Origin of the sequence: Burkholderia sp. BCC1999, assembly GCF_905339975.1 — a bacterium.
Classification (GTDB): Bacteria; Pseudomonadota; Gammaproteobacteria; order Burkholderiales; family Burkholderiaceae; genus Burkholderia.
Map to the genome: position 1 here is coordinate 348,485 of NZ_CAJPHP010000003.1, position 21,359 is coordinate 369,843.

The 21,359-nt window shown below is 66.5% G+C and carries 13 protein-coding genes and 1 tRNA gene; 6 read left to right on the forward strand and 8 right to left on the reverse strand.

Annotated features, from left to right (window positions below; all coding sequences use genetic code 11):
• Nucleotides 1-143: 143 nt before the first annotated feature.
• Together aceF and aceE are read right to left on the reverse strand one after the other, a co-directional pair.
• Nucleotides 144-1,787, reverse strand: a complete 1,644-nt coding sequence (gene aceF, locus U5809_RS06290) for a dihydrolipoyllysine-residue acetyltransferase (protein WP_322085898.1) — start codon at nucleotides 1,785-1,787, stop codon at nucleotides 144-146.
• A 68-nt stretch (nucleotides 1,788-1,855) separates the two neighbouring features.
• The gene (gene aceE / locus U5809_RS06295) at nucleotides 1,856-4,552 is read right to left on the reverse strand and encodes a pyruvate dehydrogenase (acetyl-transferring), homodimeric type (protein WP_322085899.1); all 2,697 of its coding nucleotides are present in this window, start codon (nucleotides 4,550-4,552) and stop codon (nucleotides 1,856-1,858) included.
• Between the two features lie 273 nt (nucleotides 4,553-4,825).
• Between aceE and fixL the strand changes: the two genes are divergently transcribed.
• From fixL to U5809_RS06315, 4 genes are all read left to right on the forward strand, one after another.
• A complete protein-coding gene (gene fixL, locus U5809_RS06300; RefSeq protein WP_176047471.1) occupies nucleotides 4,826-7,342 on the forward strand; it encodes an oxygen sensor histidine kinase FixL in 2,517 nt (838 codons plus the stop codon).
• Entirely contained in the window at nucleotides 7,339-7,977 is a 639-nt protein-coding gene (fixJ, locus tag U5809_RS06305) for an oxygen response regulator transcription factor FixJ (RefSeq protein ID WP_006493245.1), read from the forward strand. Before fixL ends, fixJ begins: the two co-directional genes overlap by 4 nt.
• Nucleotides 7,978-8,223: 246 nt before the next feature.
• Nucleotides 8,224-9,084: a bifunctional methylenetetrahydrofolate dehydrogenase/methenyltetrahydrofolate cyclohydrolase FolD gene (folD, locus tag U5809_RS06310; RefSeq protein ID WP_322085900.1), complete on the forward strand. Its 861-nt coding sequence runs from the start codon at nucleotides 8,224-8,226 to the stop codon at nucleotides 9,082-9,084.
• Between the two features lie 254 nt (nucleotides 9,085-9,338).
• Nucleotides 9,339-11,426 (forward strand): M3 family metallopeptidase, encoded by a 2,088-nt coding sequence (locus U5809_RS06315; protein ID WP_322085901.1) that lies wholly within the window; start codon nucleotides 9,339-9,341, stop codon nucleotides 11,424-11,426.
• Between the two features lie 58 nt (nucleotides 11,427-11,484).
• On the opposite strand, the gene dinB is transcribed toward U5809_RS06315, so the two are convergent.
• Entirely contained in the window at nucleotides 11,485-12,648 is a 1,164-nt protein-coding gene (dinB, locus tag U5809_RS06320) for a DNA polymerase IV (RefSeq protein WP_322085902.1), read from the reverse strand.
• Nucleotides 12,649-12,785: 137 nt separating this feature from the next.
• On the opposite strand from dinB, the gene U5809_RS06325 reads away from it, so the two are divergent.
• On the forward strand, nucleotides 12,786-13,478 hold the full coding sequence (locus U5809_RS06325) for an aspartate/glutamate racemase family protein (protein WP_322085903.1): 693 nt from the start codon (nucleotides 12,786-12,788) through the stop codon (nucleotides 13,476-13,478).
• Nucleotides 13,479-13,585: 107 nt separating this feature from the next.
• Here the strand turns inward: U5809_RS06325 and U5809_RS06330 are convergent.
• Nucleotides 13,586-13,662 (reverse strand) — tRNA-Met (locus tag U5809_RS06330).
• A gap of 184 nt (nucleotides 13,663-13,846) precedes the next feature.
• On the opposite strand from U5809_RS06330, the gene xth reads away from it, so the two are divergent.
• Nucleotides 13,847-14,623, forward strand: a complete 777-nt coding sequence (gene xth / locus U5809_RS06335) for an exodeoxyribonuclease III (protein WP_322085904.1) — start codon at nucleotides 13,847-13,849, stop codon at nucleotides 14,621-14,623.
• Between the two features lie 21 nt (nucleotides 14,624-14,644).
• On the opposite strand, the gene U5809_RS06340 is transcribed toward xth, so the two are convergent.
• The 4 genes from U5809_RS06340 to glnA form a co-directional block, all read right to left on the reverse strand.
• The gene (locus U5809_RS06340; RefSeq protein WP_322085905.1) at nucleotides 14,645-16,753 is read right to left on the reverse strand and encodes a prolyl oligopeptidase family serine peptidase; all 2,109 of its coding nucleotides are present in this window, start codon (nucleotides 16,751-16,753) and stop codon (nucleotides 14,645-14,647) included.
• A gap of 89 nt (nucleotides 16,754-16,842) precedes the next feature.
• Complete coding sequence (gene ntrC, locus U5809_RS06345) at nucleotides 16,843-18,351, reverse strand: nitrogen regulation protein NR(I) (protein WP_322085906.1); 1,509 nt, start codon at nucleotides 18,349-18,351, stop codon at nucleotides 16,843-16,845.
• A gap of 46 nt (nucleotides 18,352-18,397) precedes the next feature.
• Complete coding sequence (glnL, locus tag U5809_RS06350) at nucleotides 18,398-19,540, reverse strand: nitrogen regulation protein NR(II) (RefSeq protein WP_176047479.1); 1,143 nt, start codon at nucleotides 19,538-19,540, stop codon at nucleotides 18,398-18,400.
• 161 nt (nucleotides 19,541-19,701) lie between these two features.
• Nucleotides 19,702-21,117, reverse strand: a complete 1,416-nt coding sequence (gene glnA / locus U5809_RS06355; RefSeq protein ID WP_014896606.1) for a type I glutamate--ammonia ligase — start codon at nucleotides 21,115-21,117, stop codon at nucleotides 19,702-19,704.
• Nucleotides 21,118-21,359 lie beyond the last annotated feature (242 nt).

Consider the following 21,359-nt stretch of genomic DNA (forward strand, 5'->3'; position numbering starts at 1 on the left):
TTACTTTTCTTTGGAAGACAAAGAAAAGTGACCGCCGCCCCGCGCAGGGGCGACGCTAATAGACCGTTAGCGAAACAGGTTCAACGAAGAGGCGTGGACGACCGACACAAAACCCACGACCCCGCGAGCCACTCCCACGCTCATCAAAGAATGATGCGACGGAAATCCGCGAGCAACGCGCCGAGATACGCATTGAACCGCGCGGCTTCCGCGCCATCGATCACGCGATGGTCATACGACAGCGACAGCGGCAGCGTCAGACGCGGCACGAACTGCTTGCCGTCCCACACCGGCTTCATCTGGCCGCGCGACAACCCGAGGATCGCCACTTCCGGCGCGTTGATGATCGGCGTGAAGTTCGTGCCGCCGATCCCGCCGAGCGACGAGATCGAGAAGCAACCGCCTTGCATCTGGTCCGGCTTCAGCTTGCCGTCGCGTGCGGCCTTCGACAGCTCGGCCATTTCCTTCGCGATATCGACGAGCCCCTTCTTGTCCGCGTCGCGGATCACCGGCACGACGAGACCGTTCGGCGTGTCCGCGGCAAAACCGACGTGGTAGTACTGCTTGAACACCAGGTTGTCGCCGTCGAGGCTCGCGTTGAAGGTCGGGAATTTCTTCAGCGCGGCGACGACTGCCTTGATCACGAACGCGAGCATCGTGAACTTCACGCCCGCCTTTTCGTGCTCCTTGTTCAGCTGCACGCGCAGCGCTTCGAGCTCGGTGATGTCCGCTTCGTCGTTGTTCGTGACGTGCGGGATCATCACCCAGTTGCGATGCAGGTTCGCGCCCGAGATCTTCTTGATGCGCGACAGCGGCTTCGCCTCGAACGGGCCGAACTTCGAGAAGTCGACCTTCGGCCACGGCAGCAGGTTCAGCTCGCCGCCGCCTGCCGGCGCGGCTGCCGCGCCCGGTGCCGCGCGCTGGCCCGTCATCACGCCCTTCACGAAGCCCGTGACGTCTTCCTTCGTAATGCGGCCCTTCGGACCCGAACCCTGCACGCGTGCGACTTCGACGCCGAGTTCGCGCGCGAACTTGCGTACCGACGGCGACGCGTGGCTGGCGCGGTATTCACCCGACGGCGCGGCGGCCGGTGCGGCGGCAGCCGGTGCCGGCGCAGCCTTCGCGGGCGCCGGTGCAGCAGCCGGCGCCGGCGCGGCGGCGGCCGGAGCCGGTGCGCTCGCCTGCGGGGCGGCAGCCGGTGCGCCTGCGGCTTCGAGCAGCACGATCAGCGTGCCTTCCGATACCGAATCGCCCACCTTGACCTTGATGTCCTTCACGACGCCGGCGGCCGGGCTCGGCACGTCCATCGTCGCCTTGTCGGACTCGAGCGTGACGAGCGACTGCTCCTTCTCGACCGTGTCGCCGACCTTCACGCCGATCTCGATGACCGGAACGTCCTTGTAGTCGCCGATGTCGGGCACCTTCACTTCGAGCGTGCCGCCGGCTGCTGCCGGGGCGGCAGCCGGTGCCGCCGCGGCCGGCGCAGGCGCTGCCGCCGGAGCCGGTGCAGCGGCCGGCGCAGCCGCGCCATTGGCCTGCGCTGCAGCGCCGCCTTCGAGCAGGATGATCAGCGAGCCTTCCGACACGGAATCGCCCACCTTGACCTTGATTTCCTTCACGACGCCGCCTACCGGGCTCGGGACGTCCATCGTCGCCTTGTCGGACTCGAGCGTGACGAGCGACTGCTCGGGCTCGACCGTATCGCCGACCTTCACGCCGATCTCGATGACCGGCACGTCCTTGTAATCGCCGATATCCGGCACCTTCACTTCGATCGCTTGACTCATCTGTTTCTGTCTCCATGGCCGCGCGCGCTCCTCGCGGGAGCGACGCGCGGCATCACACGGCGTGTGCGTTAAACGGTCATCGGGTTGGGCTTGGACGGATCGAGGTTGTACTTGGCAATCGCGTCCGCGACCACCTTGCGCTCGATCGTGCCCTCGTCGGCCAGCGCGTTGAGCGCGGCGACGGTGACCCAGTGACGGTCGACTTCGAAGAAGTGACGCAGCTTCTCGCGAGTGTCCGAACGGCCGAAGCCGTCGGTGCCCAGCACGACGAAGCGGCGATCGATCTGGCCGCGGATCTGGTCGACCAGCGCACGAACGTAGTCCGTCGAGGCGATGACCGGGCCCTGCGTATCCTTCAGGCACTTCTGCACGTGCGACAGGCGACGCTCTTCGGTCGGATGGAGCAGGTTCCAGCGTTCGACCTGGTGGCCTTCACGCGCGAGCTCGGTGAAGCTCGGCACGCTCCACAGGTCGGCAGCGACGCCCCAGTCGTTCTTCAGCAGGTCGGCCGCGGCGATCACTTCGTTGAAGATCGTGCCCGCGCCGAGCAGCTGGACGCGCGGCGCCTTCTTGTCGGCGTCGGCCTTCTTGAACGCGTACATGCCCTTGATGATGTCGGCCGCCACGTGCTCGCCCTGCGGAATCGCCGGGTGCTCGTAGTTCTCGTTCATCACCGTGATGTAGTAGTACACGTCTTCCTGGTCCTGCACCATGCGGCGCAGGCCGTCCTGGATGATCACGGCGAGTTCATAACCGAACGTCGGGTCGTAGCTCACGCAGTTCGGCACCGATGCCGCCCACAGGAGCGAGTGGCCGTCTTCGTGCTGCAGGCCTTCGCCGTTCAGCGTCGTGCGGCCCGCGGTACCGCCGAGCAGGAAGCCGCGCGAACGCATGTCGCCTGCGGCCCATGCGAGGTCACCGATCCGCTGGAAGCCGAACATCGAATAGAAGATGTAGAACGGCACCATGATCTCGCCGTGCGTCGAGTACGACGTCGCCGCCGCGATCCAGTCGCACATGCCGCCCGCTTCGTTGATGCCTTCCTGCAGGATCTGGCCGGTTTCCGATTCCTTGTAGAACATCAGCTGGTCGGAATCTTCCGGCACGTACTTCTGGCCCTGCTGGTTCCAGATACCGATCTGGCGGAACAGGCCTTCCATGCCGAACGTGCGCGATTCGTCCGGGACGATCGGCACGACGCGCTTGCCGAGCGCCTTGTCCTTCAGCAGGATGTTCAGGATCCGCACGAACGCCATCGTCGTCGAGATCTCGCGGCCTTCGCCCGTGCCCTTCAGCAGCGGCTCGAATGCATCGAGCGCCGGCACCGGCAGCGACGTCGCCTTCTCGCGGCGGTGCGGCAGGTAGCCGCCGAGGTCCATGCGCTGCTTGCGCATGTATTCGAGTTCCTTCGAGCCTTCCTCGAACTTCAGGTACGGCACGTCGGCGATCTGTTCGTCGGTGATCGGCAGGCGGAACTGGTCGCGGAACTTCTTCAGTTGCTCGACCGGCAGCTTCTTCTGCTGGTGCGTGATGTTCATCGCCTGACCCGACTCGCCCATCCCGTAGCCCTTGATGGTCTTCGCGAGGATGACGGTCGGCGCGCCCTTCGTGTTGCTGGCTTCGTGGAACGCTGCGTAGATCTTGTGCGGATCGTGGCCGCCGCGGTTCAGCGCCCAGATGTCGTCGTCCGACCAGTCGGCGACGAGCGCCTTCAGTTCAGGCGTATTGAAGAAGTGCTCGCGCACGAACGCGCCCGACTCCGACTTGTACGTCTGGTACTCGCCGTCGACGACTTCCATCATCCGGCGCATCAGCGCGCCCGACTTGTCGCGTGCGAACAGCGCATCCCAGCGGCTGCCCCAGATGACCTTGATCACGTTCCAGCCGGCGCCACGGAACTCCGATTCGAGTTCCTGGATGATCTTGCCGTTGCCGCGCACCGGGCCGTCGAGACGCTGCAGGTTGCAGTTGATCACGAACACGAGGTTGTCGAGCTTTTCGCGGCTCGCCATCCCGATCGCGCCGAGCGATTCCGGTTCATCCGTCTCGCCGTCGCCGAGGAATGCCCACACCTTGCGGCCTTCCGTCTTCGTGATGCCGCGCGCCTCCAGGTACTTCATGAAGCGCGCCTGGTAGATCGCCATGATCGGGCCGAGGCCCATCGACACGGTCGGGAACTGCCAGAAATCCGGCATCAGCCACGGGTGCGGGTACGACGAAATGCCGTTGCCGTCGACTTCCTGGCGGAAGTTGTCGAGCTGCTCTTCCTTCAGGCGGCCGAGCAGGAACGCGCGCGAATACACGCCCGGCGACGAGTGGCCCTGCACGAACACGAGATCGCCGCCGTGCTGGTCGGACGCTGCGTGCCAGAAGTGGTTGTAGCCGACGTCATAGAGCGTCGCGGCCGACGCGAACGATGCGATGTGGCCGCCGACGTTCGTGTCCTTGCCTGCACGCAGCACCATCGCCAGCGCGTTCCAGCGCGTGTACGAACGGATGCGGTGCTCGAGGTCCTGGTCGCCCGGGATCTTTGCCTGGGCGCCGACCGGAATCGTGTTGATGTACGGGGTGTTGGCGGAGAACGGCAGGTGTTCGCCGTGCATGCGGGCGAACTCGATCTGCTTTTCGATCAGGTAGTGCGCGCGGCCGGTGCCCACGGAGGAGATCACGCCATCGAGCGACTCCAGCCACTCGACGGTTTCTTGCGGGTCGTCGTCACGTTCGGCGGCGACATATTTCATCACTTCGTTCGGTACAGCGGACATTCTCGTCTCCTGGGTCCTGGAATGTGAGGATCGCTCTCGTGCAGACGTCGCGACGCGGCCGGCTGCGGGCAAGCTCCAGCGGATTGTAATGAGCGTGCGCGGGCCCGCGCAACATAATTTTCGAATTGTGAGATCTTTTCTCGTAATGCGGAATATTGCTGCGCTGCACCCATGTTTCGGGGCGCTCCGGCACGCCGCGGCGGAACAAATCCGTTTCCGTTCAACATATCCGGTATAGGTTTTCCATGTATTGCGCTGCGCTACAATCCTGCCATGTTGACCGATCGGCTTTTCGCACGCTCGGCGCGACCGTCGGGCCCGCCGGCGGAGTCGCAGCCGTCCCGTTGGCACCACGGACCGTGGTGGTCCAATTCCTATTTGCTGACGCCGCTGCTGTCGATCCTGGTGTTCCTGGTGGTGATGAGCCTCATCCTGTGGAGCCTCAATCGCCGCGAACAGCAACAGCAGGAAGACACCCTCTTCCGTAACGTCGCGTGGGCGCAGCAGCAGATCCGCCTGTCGATGACGGGCGCGCAGGAGCAACTGCAGGCGCTGTCGCGCGATCTCGCGTCGGGCCGCCTCGACCAGAACGCGTTCCAGATGGCCGTCGCGGACGTGATGCAGACGCATCCGGAAATCCTCTACCTGAACTGGTACACCGCACCCGGCGTGCAGCGCTGGCCGACCGTGCATCCGCCACTGCTCGGGCAGCGGCTCGCGAAACCCGGCGACGCACAGATGCAGGACGCCGTGCGCGGCGCGTACGACGAAGCGCGCAGCACGCGCCGCCAGGCCTACTCGCCGCTGATCTACGACGACTTCGGCAACGGCTTCATCACGCTGCAGACGCCCGTGATGCGCGGCGACCGCGAATATCTCGGCTCGATCGCCGCGGTGTTCTCGGTCGAAGGCATCCTGAAGCACGACATCCCGCAGGAACTGTCGTCGAAGTACAAGATCTCGATCACCGACTCGAACAACCGCGAGCTGTCGTCCACGTCGACACGCCCGCGCCTGCCGCGCGACTCGCACTACGACCTGCCGCTCGATCCGCCCGGCCAGGGGCTGACGGTGCGCGTGTACGCGTTCCCGCAGCTCACGAACCTGACCAACAACACACTCGTGTGGCTCGTGGCCGGCCTGTCGTGCTTCGTGCTGTGGAGCCTCTGGAGCCTGTGGAAGCACACGCGCCAGCGCTTCGAGGCGCAGCAGGCGCTGTACGCGGAAGCGTTCTTCCGTCGCGCGATGGAAAACTCGGTGCTGATCGGCATGCGCGTGCTCGACATGCACGGCCGCATCACGCACGTGAACCCCGCGTTCTGCCGGATGACGGGCTGGGACGAAACCGACCTCGTCGGCAAGGTCGCGCCGTTCCCGTACTGGCCGCGCGATGCGTACCCGGAAATGCAGCGCCAGCTCGACATGACGCTGCGCGGCAAGGCGCCGAGCTCGGGCTTCGAACTCCGCGTGCGGCGCAAGAACGGCACGCTGTTCCATGCGCGCCTGTACGTGTCGCCGCTGATCGACAGCTCGGGCCGCCAGACCGGCTGGATGTCGTCGATGACCGACATCACCGAACCGAAGCGCGCGCGCGAGGAACTCGCGGCCGCGCACGAGCGCTTCACGACGGTGCTCGAAAGCCTCGACGCCGCGGTGTCGGTGCTGGCCGCCGACGAAGCCGAACTGCTGTTCGCGAACCGCTACTACCGCCACCTGTTCGGCATCCGCCCGGACGGCCACCTCGAGCTGTCGGGCGGCGGCTTCGACCGCGCGCAGGCATCGTCCGACTCGATCGACATGGTCGACGCGTTCGCGGGCCTGCCGGCCGCCGCGCTGACGAGCAGCACGGCCGACGCGCAGGAGGTGTACGTCGAGAGCATCCAGAAATGGTTCGAAGTACGCCGCCAGTACATCCAGTGGGTCGACGGCCACCTCGCGCAGATGCAGATCGCGACCGACATCACGACCCGCAAGAAGGCGCAGGAACTCGCACACCAGCAGGAAGAGAAGCTGCAGTTCACGAGCCGGTTGATGACGATGGGCGAAATGGCGTCGTCGATTGCGCACGAACTGAATCAGCCGCTCGCCGCGATCAACAACTACTGCTCGGGCACGCTCGCGCTCGTCAAGAGCGGCCGCGGCACGCCCGAGACGCTGCAGCCCGCGCTGGAAAAGACCGCGCAGCAGGCGTTGCGCGCCGGGATGATCGTCAAGCGGATCCGCGAATTCGTGAAGCGCAGCGAGCCGAAACGCCAGCCGGCGCGGGTTGCGGACATCGTCGCCGACGCAGTCGGGCTTGCCGAAATCGAGGCCAGGAAGCGCAGGATCCGGATCGTCACGGAAATCCTCGCAAGAATGCCTATTATTTATGTCGACCCCGTGCTGATCGAGCAGGTGTTGATGAACCTGATGAAGAACGCGGCCGAGGCGATGGCCGACGTGAAGCCGGCGTCGGCGGACGGCGTGATCCGCGTCGTCGCCGACATCGATGCGGGCTTCGTCGACATCCGCGTGATCGACCAGGGTCCGGGCGTCGACGAAGCGACCGCCGAGCGCCTGTTTGAACCGTTTTACAGCACCAAGTCCGATGGCATGGGCATGGGGCTGAACATCTGCCGTTCGATCATCGAATCGCATCGGGGGCGTCTGTGGGTGGTCAACAACGTCGAGCCGGATGGCCGCATTTCCGGCGCGACGTTCCACTGCAGCCTGCCCATTGGGGAACCCGCTGATCTCGGCCAAGGGGGGCGCGAGGCATCGGCATCACATACCGTTACGGGAGAACTATGAATAGCCCTGTCACCACCACTCAGGAAACCGTCTTTGTCGTCGACGACGACGAGGCCGTACGGGACTCGCTGCGCTGGCTGCTGGAGGCGAACGGCTATCGCGTGCAATGCTTTTCGAGCGCGGAGCAGTTCCTCGATGCCTACCAGCCGGCTCAACAGGCCGGCCAGATCGCATGCCTGATCCTCGACGTGCGGATGTCGGGCATGAGCGGTCTCGAGCTGCAGGAACGCCTGATCGCCGACAATGCCGCGCTGCCGATCATCTTCGTCACGGGTCACGGCGACGTGCCGATGGCCGTATCGACGATGAAAAAGGGTGCGATGGACTTTATCGAGAAACCGTTCGACGAAGCCGAGCTGCGCAAGCTCGTCGAGCGGATGCTCGACAAGGCCCGAAGCGAAAGCAAGAGCGTCCAGGAGCAGCGTGCCGCAAGCGAACGCCTGTCGAAGCTGACCGCGCGCGAGCAGCAGGTGCTCGAACGCATCATCGCGGGCCGCCTGAACAAGCAGATCGCCGACGATCTCGGCATCAGCATCAAGACGGTCGAAGCGCACCGCGCGAACATCATGGAAAAGCTCAACGTCAACACGGTGGCCGACCTGCTGCGCCTCGCGCTGTCGAAGAAGCAGGCCTGAGCGTTGCGCGCGGTGCCGGGCAGCCCTGCCCGGCCGGCCGCACCATCGGACTACCGCGCCGCGCGATGCGGCCCACTCGCGCGGCATGGCCCGGCGCTTCCTCCCGGAGCGCCGGCACCGGCGCCATGACGCTTTCCTTGTATTCCCTGTCGGACGACAGCAGGCGACCGGTATAATTGCGTGCTTTGCTGCGGCGCTTCGCGCGTCGCACGCCCGCATTCCAACTTCCCGGCAGGACCCACCACCATGACAGCCCTCCTCATCGACGGCAACGCCCTTTCGAAGACCCTGCGCGCTCAGGCCGCCGAACGCGCCGCCGCCCTGACCGCACGCGGCCACCAGCCCGGTCTCGCGGTGATCCTCGTCGGCGAAAACCCGGCGAGCGAAGTCTACGTGCGCAACAAGATCAAGGCGTGCGAGGACAACGGCTTCTTCTCGCTGAAGGATGCGTACCCGGCCACGCTGTCGGAAGCCGGCCTGCTCGCGCGTATCGACGAACTGAACCGCGACCCGAAGATCCACGGGATCCTCGTCCAATTGCCGCTGCCCGCGCATATCGACAGCCACAAGGTGATCGAGGCGATCGCGCCGGAGAAGGACGTCGACGGCTTCCACGTCGCGAACGCCGGCGCGCTGATGACCGGCAAGCCGCTGTTCCGCCCGTGCACGCCGTACGGCGTGATGAAGATGTTCGAGGCGCACGACATCGCGCTGCAGGGCGCGAACGCGGTCGTGATCGGCCGTTCGAACATCGTCGGCAAGCCGATGGCGATGATGCTGCTCGACGCCGGCGCGACCGTGACGATCTGCCACAGCAAGACGCGCGACCTCGCCGCGCACACGCGGCAGGCCGACATCGTGGTCGCCGCGGTCGGCAAGCGCAACATCCTGACCGCCGACATGGTGAAGCCGGGTGCGACGGTGATCGACGTCGGCATGAACCGCGACGACGCCGGCAAGCTGTGCGGCGACGTCGATTTCGCGGGCGTGAAGGAAGTGGCCGGCCACATCACGCCGGTGCCGGGCGGTGTCGGCCCGATGACCATCACGATGCTGCTGATCAACACGATCGAAGCGGCCGAGCGCGCCGCCGACGCGGCCGCCTGACCCCCTGCCCGTTCAGCCGGCGCGCGGTTCCGTGCGCCGGCGTCTCGCCAGCCGCATCGCCGCGGCTGCACCGCGCCGGCCGCCCGTCGCCGGTCGCCCGTCGCCCGCATCCGCCCCTGCGTCAATCGCGTCATTAGAAACTAACGATTGGAAAGCGCACGATGCGCCCCAATAATGTCGGTATCGGGCGCCATCGCGCCCCGCCGCCGTTACCCTTTTCATCCCGGTTCATCCGGCAACAGACAGGGAGTCTTATGTCCGCCAGCGCCAACACCAACCCGCTCCTCGACTTCTCCGGCCTGCCCCGTTTCGGCGAGATCCGCCCGGAACACGTGACGCCCGCGCTCGATACGCTGCTCGACGCAGCCAGCCGCGCGGTCGAAGCCGCGAGCGCAAGCGCGACGCCGTCGACCTGGGCCGCCGTCGTCGAGACGGTCGAGCACGCGACGGAGCCGCTCGGCCGCGCATGGGGCATCGTCGGCCACCTGAACGCGGTCGCCGACACGCCGGAACTGCGCGCCGCCTACGGCGAAAACCTGCCGCGCGTGACCGAGTTCTGGTCGAGCGTCGGCCAGAATCTCGCGCTGTACGAGAAGTACAAGGCGATCGCCGCGAGCGCCGAATACGCGACGCTGTCCGCCGAGCGCAAGAAGATCCTCGACAACGCGCTGCGCGATTTCCGCCTGTCGGGCGCCGAACTGCCCGAAGACCAGAAGCCGCGCTTCGCGGAACTGCAGGAACAGCAGGCCGCCCTGTCGAAGGCGTTCTCCGACCACGTGCTCGACGCGACCAACGCGTACGCGTACTTCGTCGATAACGAAGCCGACCTCGCCGGGCTGCCCGGCGACGCGATCGAAGCCGCCCGTGAAGCCGCGCAGAAGGACGGCAAGGACGGCTGGAAATTCACGCTGCACTTCCCGTCGTACTTCCCGGTGCTGCAGTACGCCGACAACCGCGCGCTGCGCGAGACGCTCTATCGCGCCTATGCGACGCGCGCATCGGAGCTCGGGCCGCAGCACGGCGACGGCAAGGCCGAATGGGACAACACGGCGATCGTCGCCGACGAGCTGAAGCTGCGCCGCGAAGAGGCGCAGATGCTCGGCTACCGCAACTTCGCCGAAGTGTCGCTCGCGCCGAAGATGGCCGAATCGCCGCAGCAGGTCATCGCGTTCCTCGAGGATCTCGCGACGCGCGCGCGCCCGCACGCGGACAAGGACTGGGACGAGCTGCGCGCATTCGCCGCGAAGGAACTCGGCCTGACCGAACTCGCGCCGTGGGACGTCGCATACGCGGCCGAAAAGCTGCGCCAGCAGCGCTACGCGTTCTCGGAAAACGAGGTGAAGCAGTACTTCCCCGAGCCGGCCGTGCTGAAGGGCCTGTTCACCGTCACCGAGACGCTGTTCGGCGTGCGGATCAAGGCGGACGACGCGCCGGTATGGCACAAGGACGTGCGCTTCTTCCGCGTCGAGAACCGCGACGGCTCGCTCGTCGCGCAGTTTTACCTCGACCTGTACGCGCGCGAAGGCAAGCGCGGCGGCGCTTGGATGGACGACGCACGCTCGCGCGCGAAGCGCGGCAGCGGCGTGCAGACGCCGGTCGCGTACCTCACCTGCAACTTCTCGGCACCGATCGGCGGCAAGCCCGCGTGCTTCACGCACGACGAAGTCATCACGCTGTTCCACGAGTTCGGCCACGGGCTGCACCACATGCTCACGCGCGTCGACGAACTCGGCGTGTCGGGCATCAACGGCGTCGAATGGGATGCGGTCGAGCTGCCTTCGCAGTTCATGGAGAATTTCTGCTGGGAATGGGACGTGCTGTCGTCGATGTCGTCGCACATCGATACGGGCGCCACGCTGCCGCGCGAGCTGTTCGACAAGATGATCGCCGCGAAGAATTTCCAGAGCGGGCTCGGCACGCTGCGCCAGATCGTGTTCTCGATGTTCGACATGCTGCTGCACGTCGACTTCGACCCGGCCGGCGCCACCGGCGTGACCGCGTTCGCGCGCGAGATCAACGAGCGCTATCACGTGATCCCGCAGGCGGCATTCTCGCGCTGGCCGAACACGTTCAGCCACATCTTCGCGGGCGGCTATGCGGCCGGCTACTACAGCTACAAGTGGGCCGAGGTGCTGTCGGCCGACGCGTACGCGGCATTCGAGGAAGCGGCCGCCAAGAGCGGTAGCGTGCTCGACGCGGCCACCGGCACGCGCTATCGCCGCGAGATCCTCGAGGTCGGCGGCAGCCGCCCGGCGATGGATTCGTTCAAGGCGTTCCGCGGCCGCGAGCCGGAAATCGATGCGCTGTTGCGCCACAACGGGATGGCCACGCCCGCGCACTGAGCGCGCCGCCCGGCCCTTCCGGTCGCATCGACAGGCACCGCTTCGGCGGTGCCTTTTTTCATGGCGCGGGCACGTCGTCGTCGAACAGCGAGAACTGCCCGTGCCGCTCGGCGGTGTCCTCGTCGATGCGCACGCCGACGCCGAGCAGCCGCACGGCCTGCGCGCGCCGCTGCAGCCCCTTCGCGAGCAGCGTGACGGCCGTCTCCGCGTTCGTCGCGTCGGCCACGCATTCGACTGTCGTGCGCTGGAAATCGGCGAAGCGGATCTTCACGTACAGCTTGCGGATCGACCGCGCGGCGCCCGCGCGCGCGATCCGCGCGTCGAGCTGCACGACGAGGCGGCGGATCTCGTCCGCGCATTGCTCGAGCGTCGTCAGGTCGGTCACGTAGGTCGTCTCGACGCTGACCGACTTGCGCTCCTGGTCGGCCTGCACGGGCCGTTCGTCGATTCCGCGCGCCAGTTCGTACAGCCGCCGCCCGAATGCGCCGAACTCGCGGTGCAGGTCGATCAGCGGCCAGTCGCGCAACTGCGCGCAGGTCTGGATGCCGAGCCGGTCGAGCCGCGTGGCCGTCACCTTGCCTACGCCGTGCAGCTTGCGCACCGGCAGCGCCGCGACGAACGCGTCGATTTCGTGCGGCCGCACCACGAACAGGCCGTCCGGCTTGTTCCAGTCCGACGCGATCTTCGCGATGAACTTGTTCGGCGCGACGCCGGCCGACACGGTCACGCCGACCGTATCGAACACGCGCTGGCGGATCTCGCGCGCGATCAGCGTCGCACTGCCCTGGCAGCGGTCCGACCCGCTGACGTCGAGGTACGCCTCGTCGAGCGACAACGGCTCGACGTCGGGCGTGTAGTCGCGATAGATCGCCATGATCTGCCGCGACGCCGCGCGATACTTGTCCATCGCGGACGGCAGGATCAGCAGGTCCGGGCACTTGCGCATCGCCAGCGCCGACGACATCGCCGAATGCACGCCATAGCGCCGCGCCTCGTAGTTGCAGGTCGCGATCACGCCACGCTGGTCGGGCCGGCCGCCGACCGCGAGCGGCCGGTTGCGCAACGACGGGTCGTCGCGCATCTCGACCGATGCGTAGAAACAGTCGCAGTCGCAGTGAATGATCTTGCGCATGCGCGGCAGCGCGTCGCCCGGCGGCGGCACGTGCGGATCGGCAGGCGGAATGGTGGTCGGGTTCACGGTGCCGATACTGTACAAAAACACAGTGCCGGTTTCAACTGTCGCGTGCGGCCACGCCCGGCTGCGCCGTACCGGCCCGCTTTGCGCGGATCGTACCGGCCGGGCATGGGCAGCGGCGCCTATACTCGTCGGCCGCGACACACGAAACGAGAAGGTGACGGATGAAGACGATCGGACTGATCGGCGGCATGAGCTGGGAATCGTCGGCCGAGTACTACCGGATGATCAACCGGCACTCGAAGGCGCTGCATGGTGGCCACCACAACGCGAAGAGCGTGCTCGTCACGGTCGATTTCGCGGAAATCGAAGCGCTGCAGCGCACGCACGACTGGGCGGCGCTCGGCGAGCGGATGGCCGATGCGGCACGGCAGCTCGAAGCGGCCGGCGCCGACCTCGTCGTGTTGACGACCAATACGATGCATCGCGTGCACGACGCGATCGAAGCCGCGGTGATGCTGCCCTTCCTGCACATCGCCGATCCGACCGGCAGCGCGCTGCGCGACGCAGGCGTCGAGCGCGTCGCGCTGCTCGGCACGCGCTACACGATGGAGTTGCCGTTCTATGCGGAGCGGCTGCGCGACAAATTCGGGATGGACGTGCTCGTGCCGGACGAACGCGGGCGCGACGACGTGCACCGGATCATCTACGACGAGCTGTGCCACGGCGTCATCACGACGGAATCGCGTGCGACCTATGTGTCGATCATCGAGGAACTGGCGCAGCGCGGCGCGCAGGCCGTGATCCTCGGCTGTACGGAGATCACACTGCTGATCGGCGCGGACGATTCTTCGCTGCCGGTGTTCGACACGACCGCGCTGCATGCGAAGGCGGCCGTGGAGTGGGCCGCGCGATAACCGCGACGACGATTTCGCGCACGGAAAACAAAAAACCCGGCACGAGGCCGGGTTCCTGTCGACGAAGCGCGCATCGGTCACTTGCGCTGCACATCGTCTGGTGTGCTTGGTTGCGGGGGTAGGATTTGAACCTACGACCTTCGGGTTATGAGCCCGACGAGCTGCCAGACTGCTCCACCCCGCGTCAGAGAAATAAATTATAGGGTGATGAAGTACTCACGTCAACACTTTTGTCACAATTTCTTCTCCCCCCCTTCCAGATAGCGTGGCATGCCCGCTGCTCCGCGTCACGCATGACGCGCGTTCGCACCGCATGCACGCGGTAAGATGGCGGCCTTCGCATTCACGCCGCACACACACTCCCGTTCATGAAAATCGCCACCTGGAACGTCAACTCGCTCAACGTCCGCAAGCAGCACGTGCTCGACTGGCTCGCGCAAAGCGGCACCGACGTGCTGTGCCTGCAGGAACTGAAGCTGCCTGACGAGAAATTCCCGCGCGCCGATCTCGAGGCGGCCGGCTACCGCAGCTGGTTCACGGGCCAGAAGACCTACAACGGCGTCGCGATCCTCACGCGCGAGTCGCTGACCGTCGACGAATCGGACGTCGTGCGCAACATCCCCGGCTTCGACGATCCACAGCAGCGCGTGGTCGCCGCGACGGTCGACGGCGTACGCATCGTGTCCGCGTACTTCCCGAACGGCCAAGCGCCCGACTCCGACAAGTTCGTCTACAAGATGCAATGGCTCGACGCGCTGCAGGCGTGGCTGCGCACCGAGCTGCAGCGCTTTCCGAAGCTCGCGCTGCTCGGCGACTACAACATCGCACCGGAAGACCGCGACGTGCACGATCCCGCGAAATGGGAAGGCCAGAATCTCGTGTCGCCACAGGAGCGCGCGCACTTCGCGCAACTGATCGAGCTGGGCTTCGTCGATGCGTTCCGCCGCTTCGAGCAGCCCGAGAAGACCTTCACGTGGTGGGACTACCGGATGATGGCGTTCCGTCGCAACGCCGGGCTGCGCATCGACCACATCCTGCTGTCGCCGGCGCTCGCGGAGACCTGCACGTCGTGCGAGGTCGATCGCACGCCGCGCACGTGGGAACAGCCGTCCGACCACACACCTGTCGTCGCGGTCGTCGGCTGATCGTCCAATCCGCCCGCGCGCTCAACGCCGCGCGGGCGCCGGCCCGAGATGGGCCCACAGGAAGCCGAACTCGGCCGCATCGGCCTCCGCACGCTCCAGATCGTCGGCACTGCCGTGGCCGCCGTCGGTGTTCTCCCAGTACCACACCCGTTCGTGACCGAGCGCATGCATGCGCGCGGCCATCTTGCGCGCGTGCGCAGGATGCACGCGGTCGTCGCGCGTCGACGTCGTCAGCAACAGCGGCGGATACGCGACACCTTCGCGCACGCGGTGATACGGCGAGTACGCCGCCAGCGCCGCGCCCTCGCCCGGATCGTCCGGGTCGCCGTATTCGTCGAGCCACGCGGCGCCCGCGTGCAGCTTCGGATAGCGCTGCATGTCGAGCAGCGGCACGCGGCACAGCACCGCGCCGAACAGCTCCGGGCGCTGCATCATGCACGCGGCGACCAGCAATCCACCGTTGCTGCCGCCCTCGATCCCGAGTTGCGCGGCGGTCGTCACGCCGGTCGCGGCGAGATCCTCGGCTACGGCGATGAAGTCGTCGAATGAGCGCTGCCGGTGTTCGCGCTGCGCGTCGACGTGCCAGCGCGGCCCGAACTCGCCGCCGCCGCGGATATGCGCGAACGCCATCACGCCGCCGCGTTCGAGCCAACCGATGCCGAACGCGTCGCTGTAGCCCGGCAGGTTCGGAATCGCAAAGCCGCCATAGCCCGACAGCAGGCACGGCCGCGCGACGCGCGTGGCGCCTTCGGCCGGATCGAGTGCATCGCGCGGCCCGATCAGCGTGTACGGCACCACCGTGCCGTCCTGCGAGCGCGCGCTCGCGCGGCGCACGACGAGCCCGGCCGCATCGAACTGCACCGGCGGCCGGTCGAGCAGCACACGGCGCGACGGTGCATCGTCCGCGCGATCGGCCAGGTCGGCCAGCCAGCATTCGGGCGGATCGAGATAGGTGTCGACATCGACGTACACTTCGTCGTTCAGCGTCGCCTCGACGGGCTCGACGTCGATCTGCGCGTCGCCCGCCCACTCGAACGGCCGCGCATCCCATGTCCACTTGCCGTCGTCGGCCTGTCGCGGTTGCCACAACATCGTGCGGTTGTGCACGTCGTCGAGCCAGCTCGCGATCAGCGTCGTGCGCGTGTGCGTCCACGTGCACGCGGACGTCGTCGGCTGCGGCGCGAACAGCGTCGTAAATTCGCGCGCCCCCGCGAGGAATGCCTGCTCGCGGATCGCGAGAAGCGAACCGCCCGCATGGCGCGCCCCCTGGCAGTCCCAGTCGAGACGCGGCTCCAGCACGAGCCAGCCTTCCCAGAACCCGACCTCGACATGCGTCGGCACGTCGTAGCGGGCCCACTCGCCCGCTTCGGTCAGCCAGTACGCGTGCGCATCGAAGAAGTCGACGCTGCGCCACGCGACATGCCGGTTGTCGATCGGATCGAACCACGCACCCGCGCTGATGTCGTCGGGTTCGCCGCTGAAGACGACAGGCGCATCGGCGAGCGCCGTGCCACGCACCCAGCGCAACGCTTCATACGGATAACCGGCCGCGGTCGCATGCGCTTCGCCGCGATCCCAGCTCACGTAGACGGTGTCGCGGTCGATCCAGCCGACCGTGTGATGGCCCGGCTCGTCGATCGTGAAGCCGCCGTCGACGAAACGGCGTTCGACGAGATCGAATTCGCGCACGACGACCGCGTCGGCGCCGCCCGGCGACAGCGACAGCAGCGCGCGATCGCCGTCCGGATACAGGATCGCGTCCTGCTCGAACACCCACGACTCGCCCTCCTCGGCACCGAGCGCGTCGACGTCGAGCAGCGTTTCCCATACAGGCTGACCGGCACGCCAGTCGTCCCAGCGCGTGCGGCGCCACAGCCCCTTCGGATGGAGATCGTCCTGCCACAGGTCATACGCCCAGTCGCGCCAACGGGTCGGAATCACCGGACGTTCGCGCGGCAGATACGCTTTGGCGAGACGCGCAGTCAGCGCGCGATACGCGTCGTCATCGCGCAGCGCGGCGCGCGTGCGCGCATTCTGCTCGTCGACCCACGTGCGGGCGCGCTTGCTGTCGAGCGCTTCGAGGAAACGGAACGGGTCGGCCCCGGCGGGCCAGCGGAAGGAATCGGACATTGAGGATCGGCGGAATGGCAAACGGCGTGCAAACCGCGATTATGTCCGATCGCGGCATGCGCGACGCCCGCGCATGCCGCAAATCGTGCTCAGGGCTCCAGGTGGAGTTCCTGGATCTTGCGCGTGATCGTGTTGCGGCCGATGCCGAGCCGCTCCGCGGCCTCGACCTTGCGACCGCGCGTGAAGTCGAGCGCCTCGCGGATCACGGCCGCCTCGAAGCGGCGCGCGAGCTCGTCCATCACGTCGGCCGAATTCTCGCGCAACAGCCGCGCGACTTCGGTGCGCAGGCCATGCTCCCACAGCGGGTAGCCGGCCGGCGCACTGCCGTTCGGCGCGGCCGCGACGGGCGCGCTCGCCACCGGCGTCACACCGATCGTGAGCGGCGCGGCCGGCACGCTGCCGGGCGCATCCGCGCCGTCGCCCGTCGCGACGACCGGCGCACCGGCCGGCACGAGGTCGGGCGGCAGGTCCTTGATCTCGACCGTCTGCGCGGGCGCCATCACGGTCAGCCAGTTCGCGAGGTTCTCGAGCTGCCGCACGTTGCCGGGAAACGCGAGCGACGTCAGGTACGCGAGCGCGTCGTCGGACACGCGCTTCGGCTCGACGCCGAGATCGCGTGCGCTCTTCTGCAGGAAGTGGCGCGTGAGCAGCGCGATGTCCTCGCTGCGTTCGCGCAGCGGCGGCAAGCGCAGCCGGATCACGTTGAGGCGGTGGTAAAGATCCTCGCGGAACAGCCCCTGACGCACACGCGATTCGAGATTCTGGTGCGTCGCGGCGATTACGCGCACGTTCGCGCGCAGCGGGTTGTGGCCGCCGACGCGATAGAACTGCCCGTCCGACAGCACGCGCAACAGGCGTGTCTGCAGGTCGAACGGCATGTCGCCGATTTCGTCGAGGAACAGCGTGCCGTTCTCGGCCTGCTCGAAGCGGCCCTGCCGCGTCGTCTGCGCGCCGGTGAACGCGCCGCGCTCATGGCCGAACAGCTCGGATTCGAGCAGGTCCTTCGGAATCGCCGCCGTGTTCAGCGCGATGAACGGACCGTTCGCGCGCGGGCTGTGACGATGCAGCGCGCGGGCGACAAGTTCCTTGCCGGTGCCGGACTCGCCGGTGATCAGCACGGTCGCGGCCGAATGCGACAGGCGGCCGATCGCGCGGAACATGTCCTGCATCGCCGGCGCCTGGCCGAGCATCTCGGGCGCTTCGGCCACGCGCTCGTCCTGCGGCGCGCCGCCGCGCAGGCTTTCTTCCACCGCACGGCGGATCAGCTCGACGGCCTTGTCGACGTCGAACGGTTTCGCGAGATATTCGAAGGCGCCGCCCTGGAACGCCGCGACGGCGCTGTCGAGATCGGAGAACGCCGTCATGATGATGACGGGCAGGCCCGGCAGGCGCTCGTGCATCGCCTGCAGCAACTCGAGGCCCGAGCCACCCGGCATCCGGATGTCGGACACGAGCACCTGCGGCGTCTCGTGGTCGAGCGCGGCCAGCGCGTCGCGCACGTTCGCGAAGCTCTTCGTCGCGAAGCTGTCACGGGCGAGTGCCTTTTCAAGCACCCAGCGGATCGATTGGTCGTCGTCTACTATCCAGATCGGCTTCATAGGTCGGTCAGGTTTGGGTGAATCCGGTGAATCGCAATGTCGCCGCTCAATGGTCGAGCGGCAGCAGAATCTGAAATTCGGTACGTCCGGGCCGGCTCTCGACCTCGATCATCCCGTCGTGCTGCTGCACGAACGTCTGCGCGAGCGTGAGGCCGAGACCGCTGCCGTCTTCGCGCCCGGACACGAGCGGATAGAAGATCCGGTCGCGGATCTCTTCCGGAATGCCGGGCCCGTTGTCGATCACGTGCAAGTCCAGTGCCAGCCGGTACAGGCGCTTCGCGATCGTCACCTTGCGCGCGATGCGCGTGCGCAGTTCGATCTTCGCGTCGCCTTGCGCGATCCGCTCGCGCAGCGCCTGCGCCGCATTGCGCACGATGTTGAGCAGCGCCTGGATCAGCTGCTCCTTGTCGCCGCGCAGGTCCGGCACGCTTACGTCGTAGTCGCGCTCGATCGTGAGCCCGCGCGGGAATTCCGCGAGCATCACCGCGCGCACGCGTTCGCACACTTCATGAATGTTCACGTCGCCGACGATGTGCGGATGCCGGTGCGGCTCCAGCAACCGGTCGACGAGCGTCTGCAGGCGATCGGACTCCTTGATGATCACCTGCGTGTATTCGCGCAACTCGCCACGCTCGCGCTCGCCCAGTTCGAATTCGAGCAGCTGGGCTGCGCCCCGAATGCCGCCGAGCGGGTTCTTGATCTCGTGCGCGAGGTTGCGGATCAGCTGCTTGTTGACCGCGGTCAGGTCGTGGATCCGCTCTTCCCGATCGGTACGCGACTGCCGTTCGTTCTCGAACAGCTCGACGAGTACGAAATCGGGCGAGGTCTCGAGGAAGCCGACGATCGCGTGCACGTGCAGCGGTTCGCGGCCGGGCCGGTCGAGCACGGTATCGAGGTGCGTCGCGTGAAAGCGTTCCTCGCCGATCGCGGTGATCGTCGACGCCAGCTCGTTCGCGTTCGGAAAAATCTCGCCCCACGGCCGCTGCGCGAGCTGCCGGCGCGAGATGTCGAGCATCGCCTCCGCCGACGGGTTCGCGAACGCGATCCGCAGCGTCTTGCGGTCGAGCACGATCACGACCGTCGGCAGCGCTTCCAGCCCCGCCAGCAGGCCCGAGCGTGCGAGCCGCTCGTCGTCCGTCAGTCGCTCGGGCTGCCCCGTTTTCGCCTTGATCAGATTCTTCAGAACCATCTGCGTGCTTGTCGCGCCTCACCGGGCCAGAAAATGAAAATCACCGGAACAAAAAAGGGACGGCTGGACGCCGTCCCCTTTCAGACTCCGCCGTTCCCGCCGCAGGCCGTGCAACGGGAACGAACCGGCAAAACGGCGCTGAATCGAAGCGCCATCGCCGATTAGAGCGAGTAGTACATCTCGAACTCGATCGGGTGCGTCGTCATGCGGAACTTCGCCAGCTCCTGCTCCTTCAGCGCGAGGTATGCATCGAGCATGCCGTCCGTGAACACGCCGCCGCGCGTCAGGAACTCGCGATCCTTGTCGAGCGCTTCGAGTGCCTGGTCGAGGCCCGCGCAGACGGTCGGGATCTTTGCATCTTCTTCCGGCGGCAGGTCGTACAGGTTCTTGTCCGCTGCTTCGCCCGGATGGATCTTGTTCTGGATCCCGTCGAGACCGGCCATCATCAGCGCCGTGAAGCACAGGTACGGGTTCGCCATCGGATCCGGGAAGCGCGTTTCGATACGGCGGCCCTTCGGGTTCGACACGTGCGGAATGCGGATCGATGCCGAACGGTTACGCGCCGAGTAGGCGAGCTTGACCGGTGCTTCGAAGTGCGGGACCAGACGCTTGTACGAGTTCGTCGTCGGGTTCGTGATCGCGTTCAGTGCACGGGCGTGCTTGATGATGCCGCCGATGTAGAACAGCGCCAGTTCCGACAGGCCGGCGTAGCCGTTGCCCGCGAACAGGTTCTGGCCGTCCTTCCAGATCGACTGGTGAACGTGCATGCCCGAACCGTTGTCGCCGACGACCGGCTTCGGCATGAACGTCGCCGTCTTGCCGTACGAGTGCGCGACGTTGTGGATGATGTACTTCGACCATTGCGTCCAGTCGGCGCGCTCGACCAGCGTCGAGAACTTCGTGCCGATTTCGTTCTGGCCCTGGCCCGCCACTTCGTGGTGGTGCACTTCGACCGGGATGCCGAGCTGTTCGAGCAGCAGGCACATTTCCGAACGCATGTCCTGGAACGTGTCGACCGGTGCGACCGGGAAGTAGCCGCCCTTCGTGCCCGGACGGTGGCCCGTGTTGCCGCCTTCGAATTCCTTGCCGGCCGACCACGGTGCTTCTTCCGAGTTGATCTTCACGAAGCAGCCCGACATGTCCGTGTTCCACTGGACCGAGTCGAAAATGAAGAATTCCGGTTCCGGACCGAAGTAGGCCGTGTCGCCGATGCCCGTGCTCTTCAGGTACGCTTCGCCGCGCTTCGCGAGCGAACGCGGATCGCGCTCGTAGCCCTTGCCGTCGGCCGGCTCGACCACGTCGCAGGTCAGCACGAGGGTCGACTCTTCATAGAACGGGTCGACGAACGCTGCGTTCGGGTCCGGCATGAGCAGCATGTCCGACGCCTCGATGCCCTTCCAGCCCGCGATCGACGAACCGTCGAATGCATGGCCGCTTTCGAACTTGTCCTCGTCGAACGCCGAAACCGGCACCGACACGTGCTGTTCCTTGCCGCGCGTGTCCGTGAAGCGGAAATCGACAAACTTGCAGTCCTCGTCCTTCACGAGTTGCATGACGTCGGCGACGGTTTTACTCATAACCTCTTCTCCTGATTGAACAATTCCGGCGGACTGGGAACCGCCTCGTTTATCGAGCTGACCGGGGTCTTGCTTTTGGCGCAGCGCGCCCCGATTCGACCGAGTTCTATATAGCAGCTTCCGTGCCACCTTTGCGAACGACGGGCGCAAATCGCGCCAGAGCTCGCCACGACGGGGCTGTGCTGCGCGATTCCGGGGCCTTGCGCCGCACCGGTCGCTCGCCGAAAGCACCCCAATGGTGC

Coding starts and splice junctions, on each gene's coding strand:
- aceF (WP_322085898.1), bottom strand. CDS start 1,787: ATGAGTCAAGCGATCGAAGTGAAGGTGCCGGATATCGGCGATTACAAG.
- aceE (WP_322085899.1), bottom strand. CDS start 4,552: ATGTCCGCTGTACCGAACGAAGTGATGAAATATGTCGCCGCCGAACGT.
- fixL (WP_176047471.1), top strand. CDS start 4,826: ATGTTGACCGATCGGCTTTTCGCACGCTCGGCGCGACCGTCGGGCCCG.
- fixJ (WP_006493245.1), top strand. CDS start 7,339: ATGAATAGCCCTGTCACCACCACTCAGGAAACCGTCTTTGTCGTCGAC.
- folD (WP_322085900.1), top strand. CDS start 8,224: ATGACAGCCCTCCTCATCGACGGCAACGCCCTTTCGAAGACCCTGCGC.
- U5809_RS06315 (WP_322085901.1), top strand. CDS start 9,339: ATGTCCGCCAGCGCCAACACCAACCCGCTCCTCGACTTCTCCGGCCTG.
- U5809_RS06325 (WP_322085903.1), top strand. CDS start 12,786: ATGAAGACGATCGGACTGATCGGCGGCATGAGCTGGGAATCGTCGGCC.
- xth (WP_322085904.1), top strand. CDS start 13,847: ATGAAAATCGCCACCTGGAACGTCAACTCGCTCAACGTCCGCAAGCAG.
- U5809_RS06340 (WP_322085905.1), bottom strand. CDS start 16,753: ATGTCCGATTCCTTCCGCTGGCCCGCCGGGGCCGACCCGTTCCGTTTC.
- ntrC (WP_322085906.1), bottom strand. CDS start 18,351: ATGAAGCCGATCTGGATAGTAGACGACGACCAATCGATCCGCTGGGTG.
- glnL (WP_176047479.1), bottom strand. CDS start 19,540: ATGGTTCTGAAGAATCTGATCAAGGCGAAAACGGGGCAGCCCGAGCGA.
- glnA (WP_014896606.1), bottom strand. CDS start 21,117: ATGAGTAAAACCGTCGCCGACGTCATGCAACTCGTGAAGGACGAGGAC.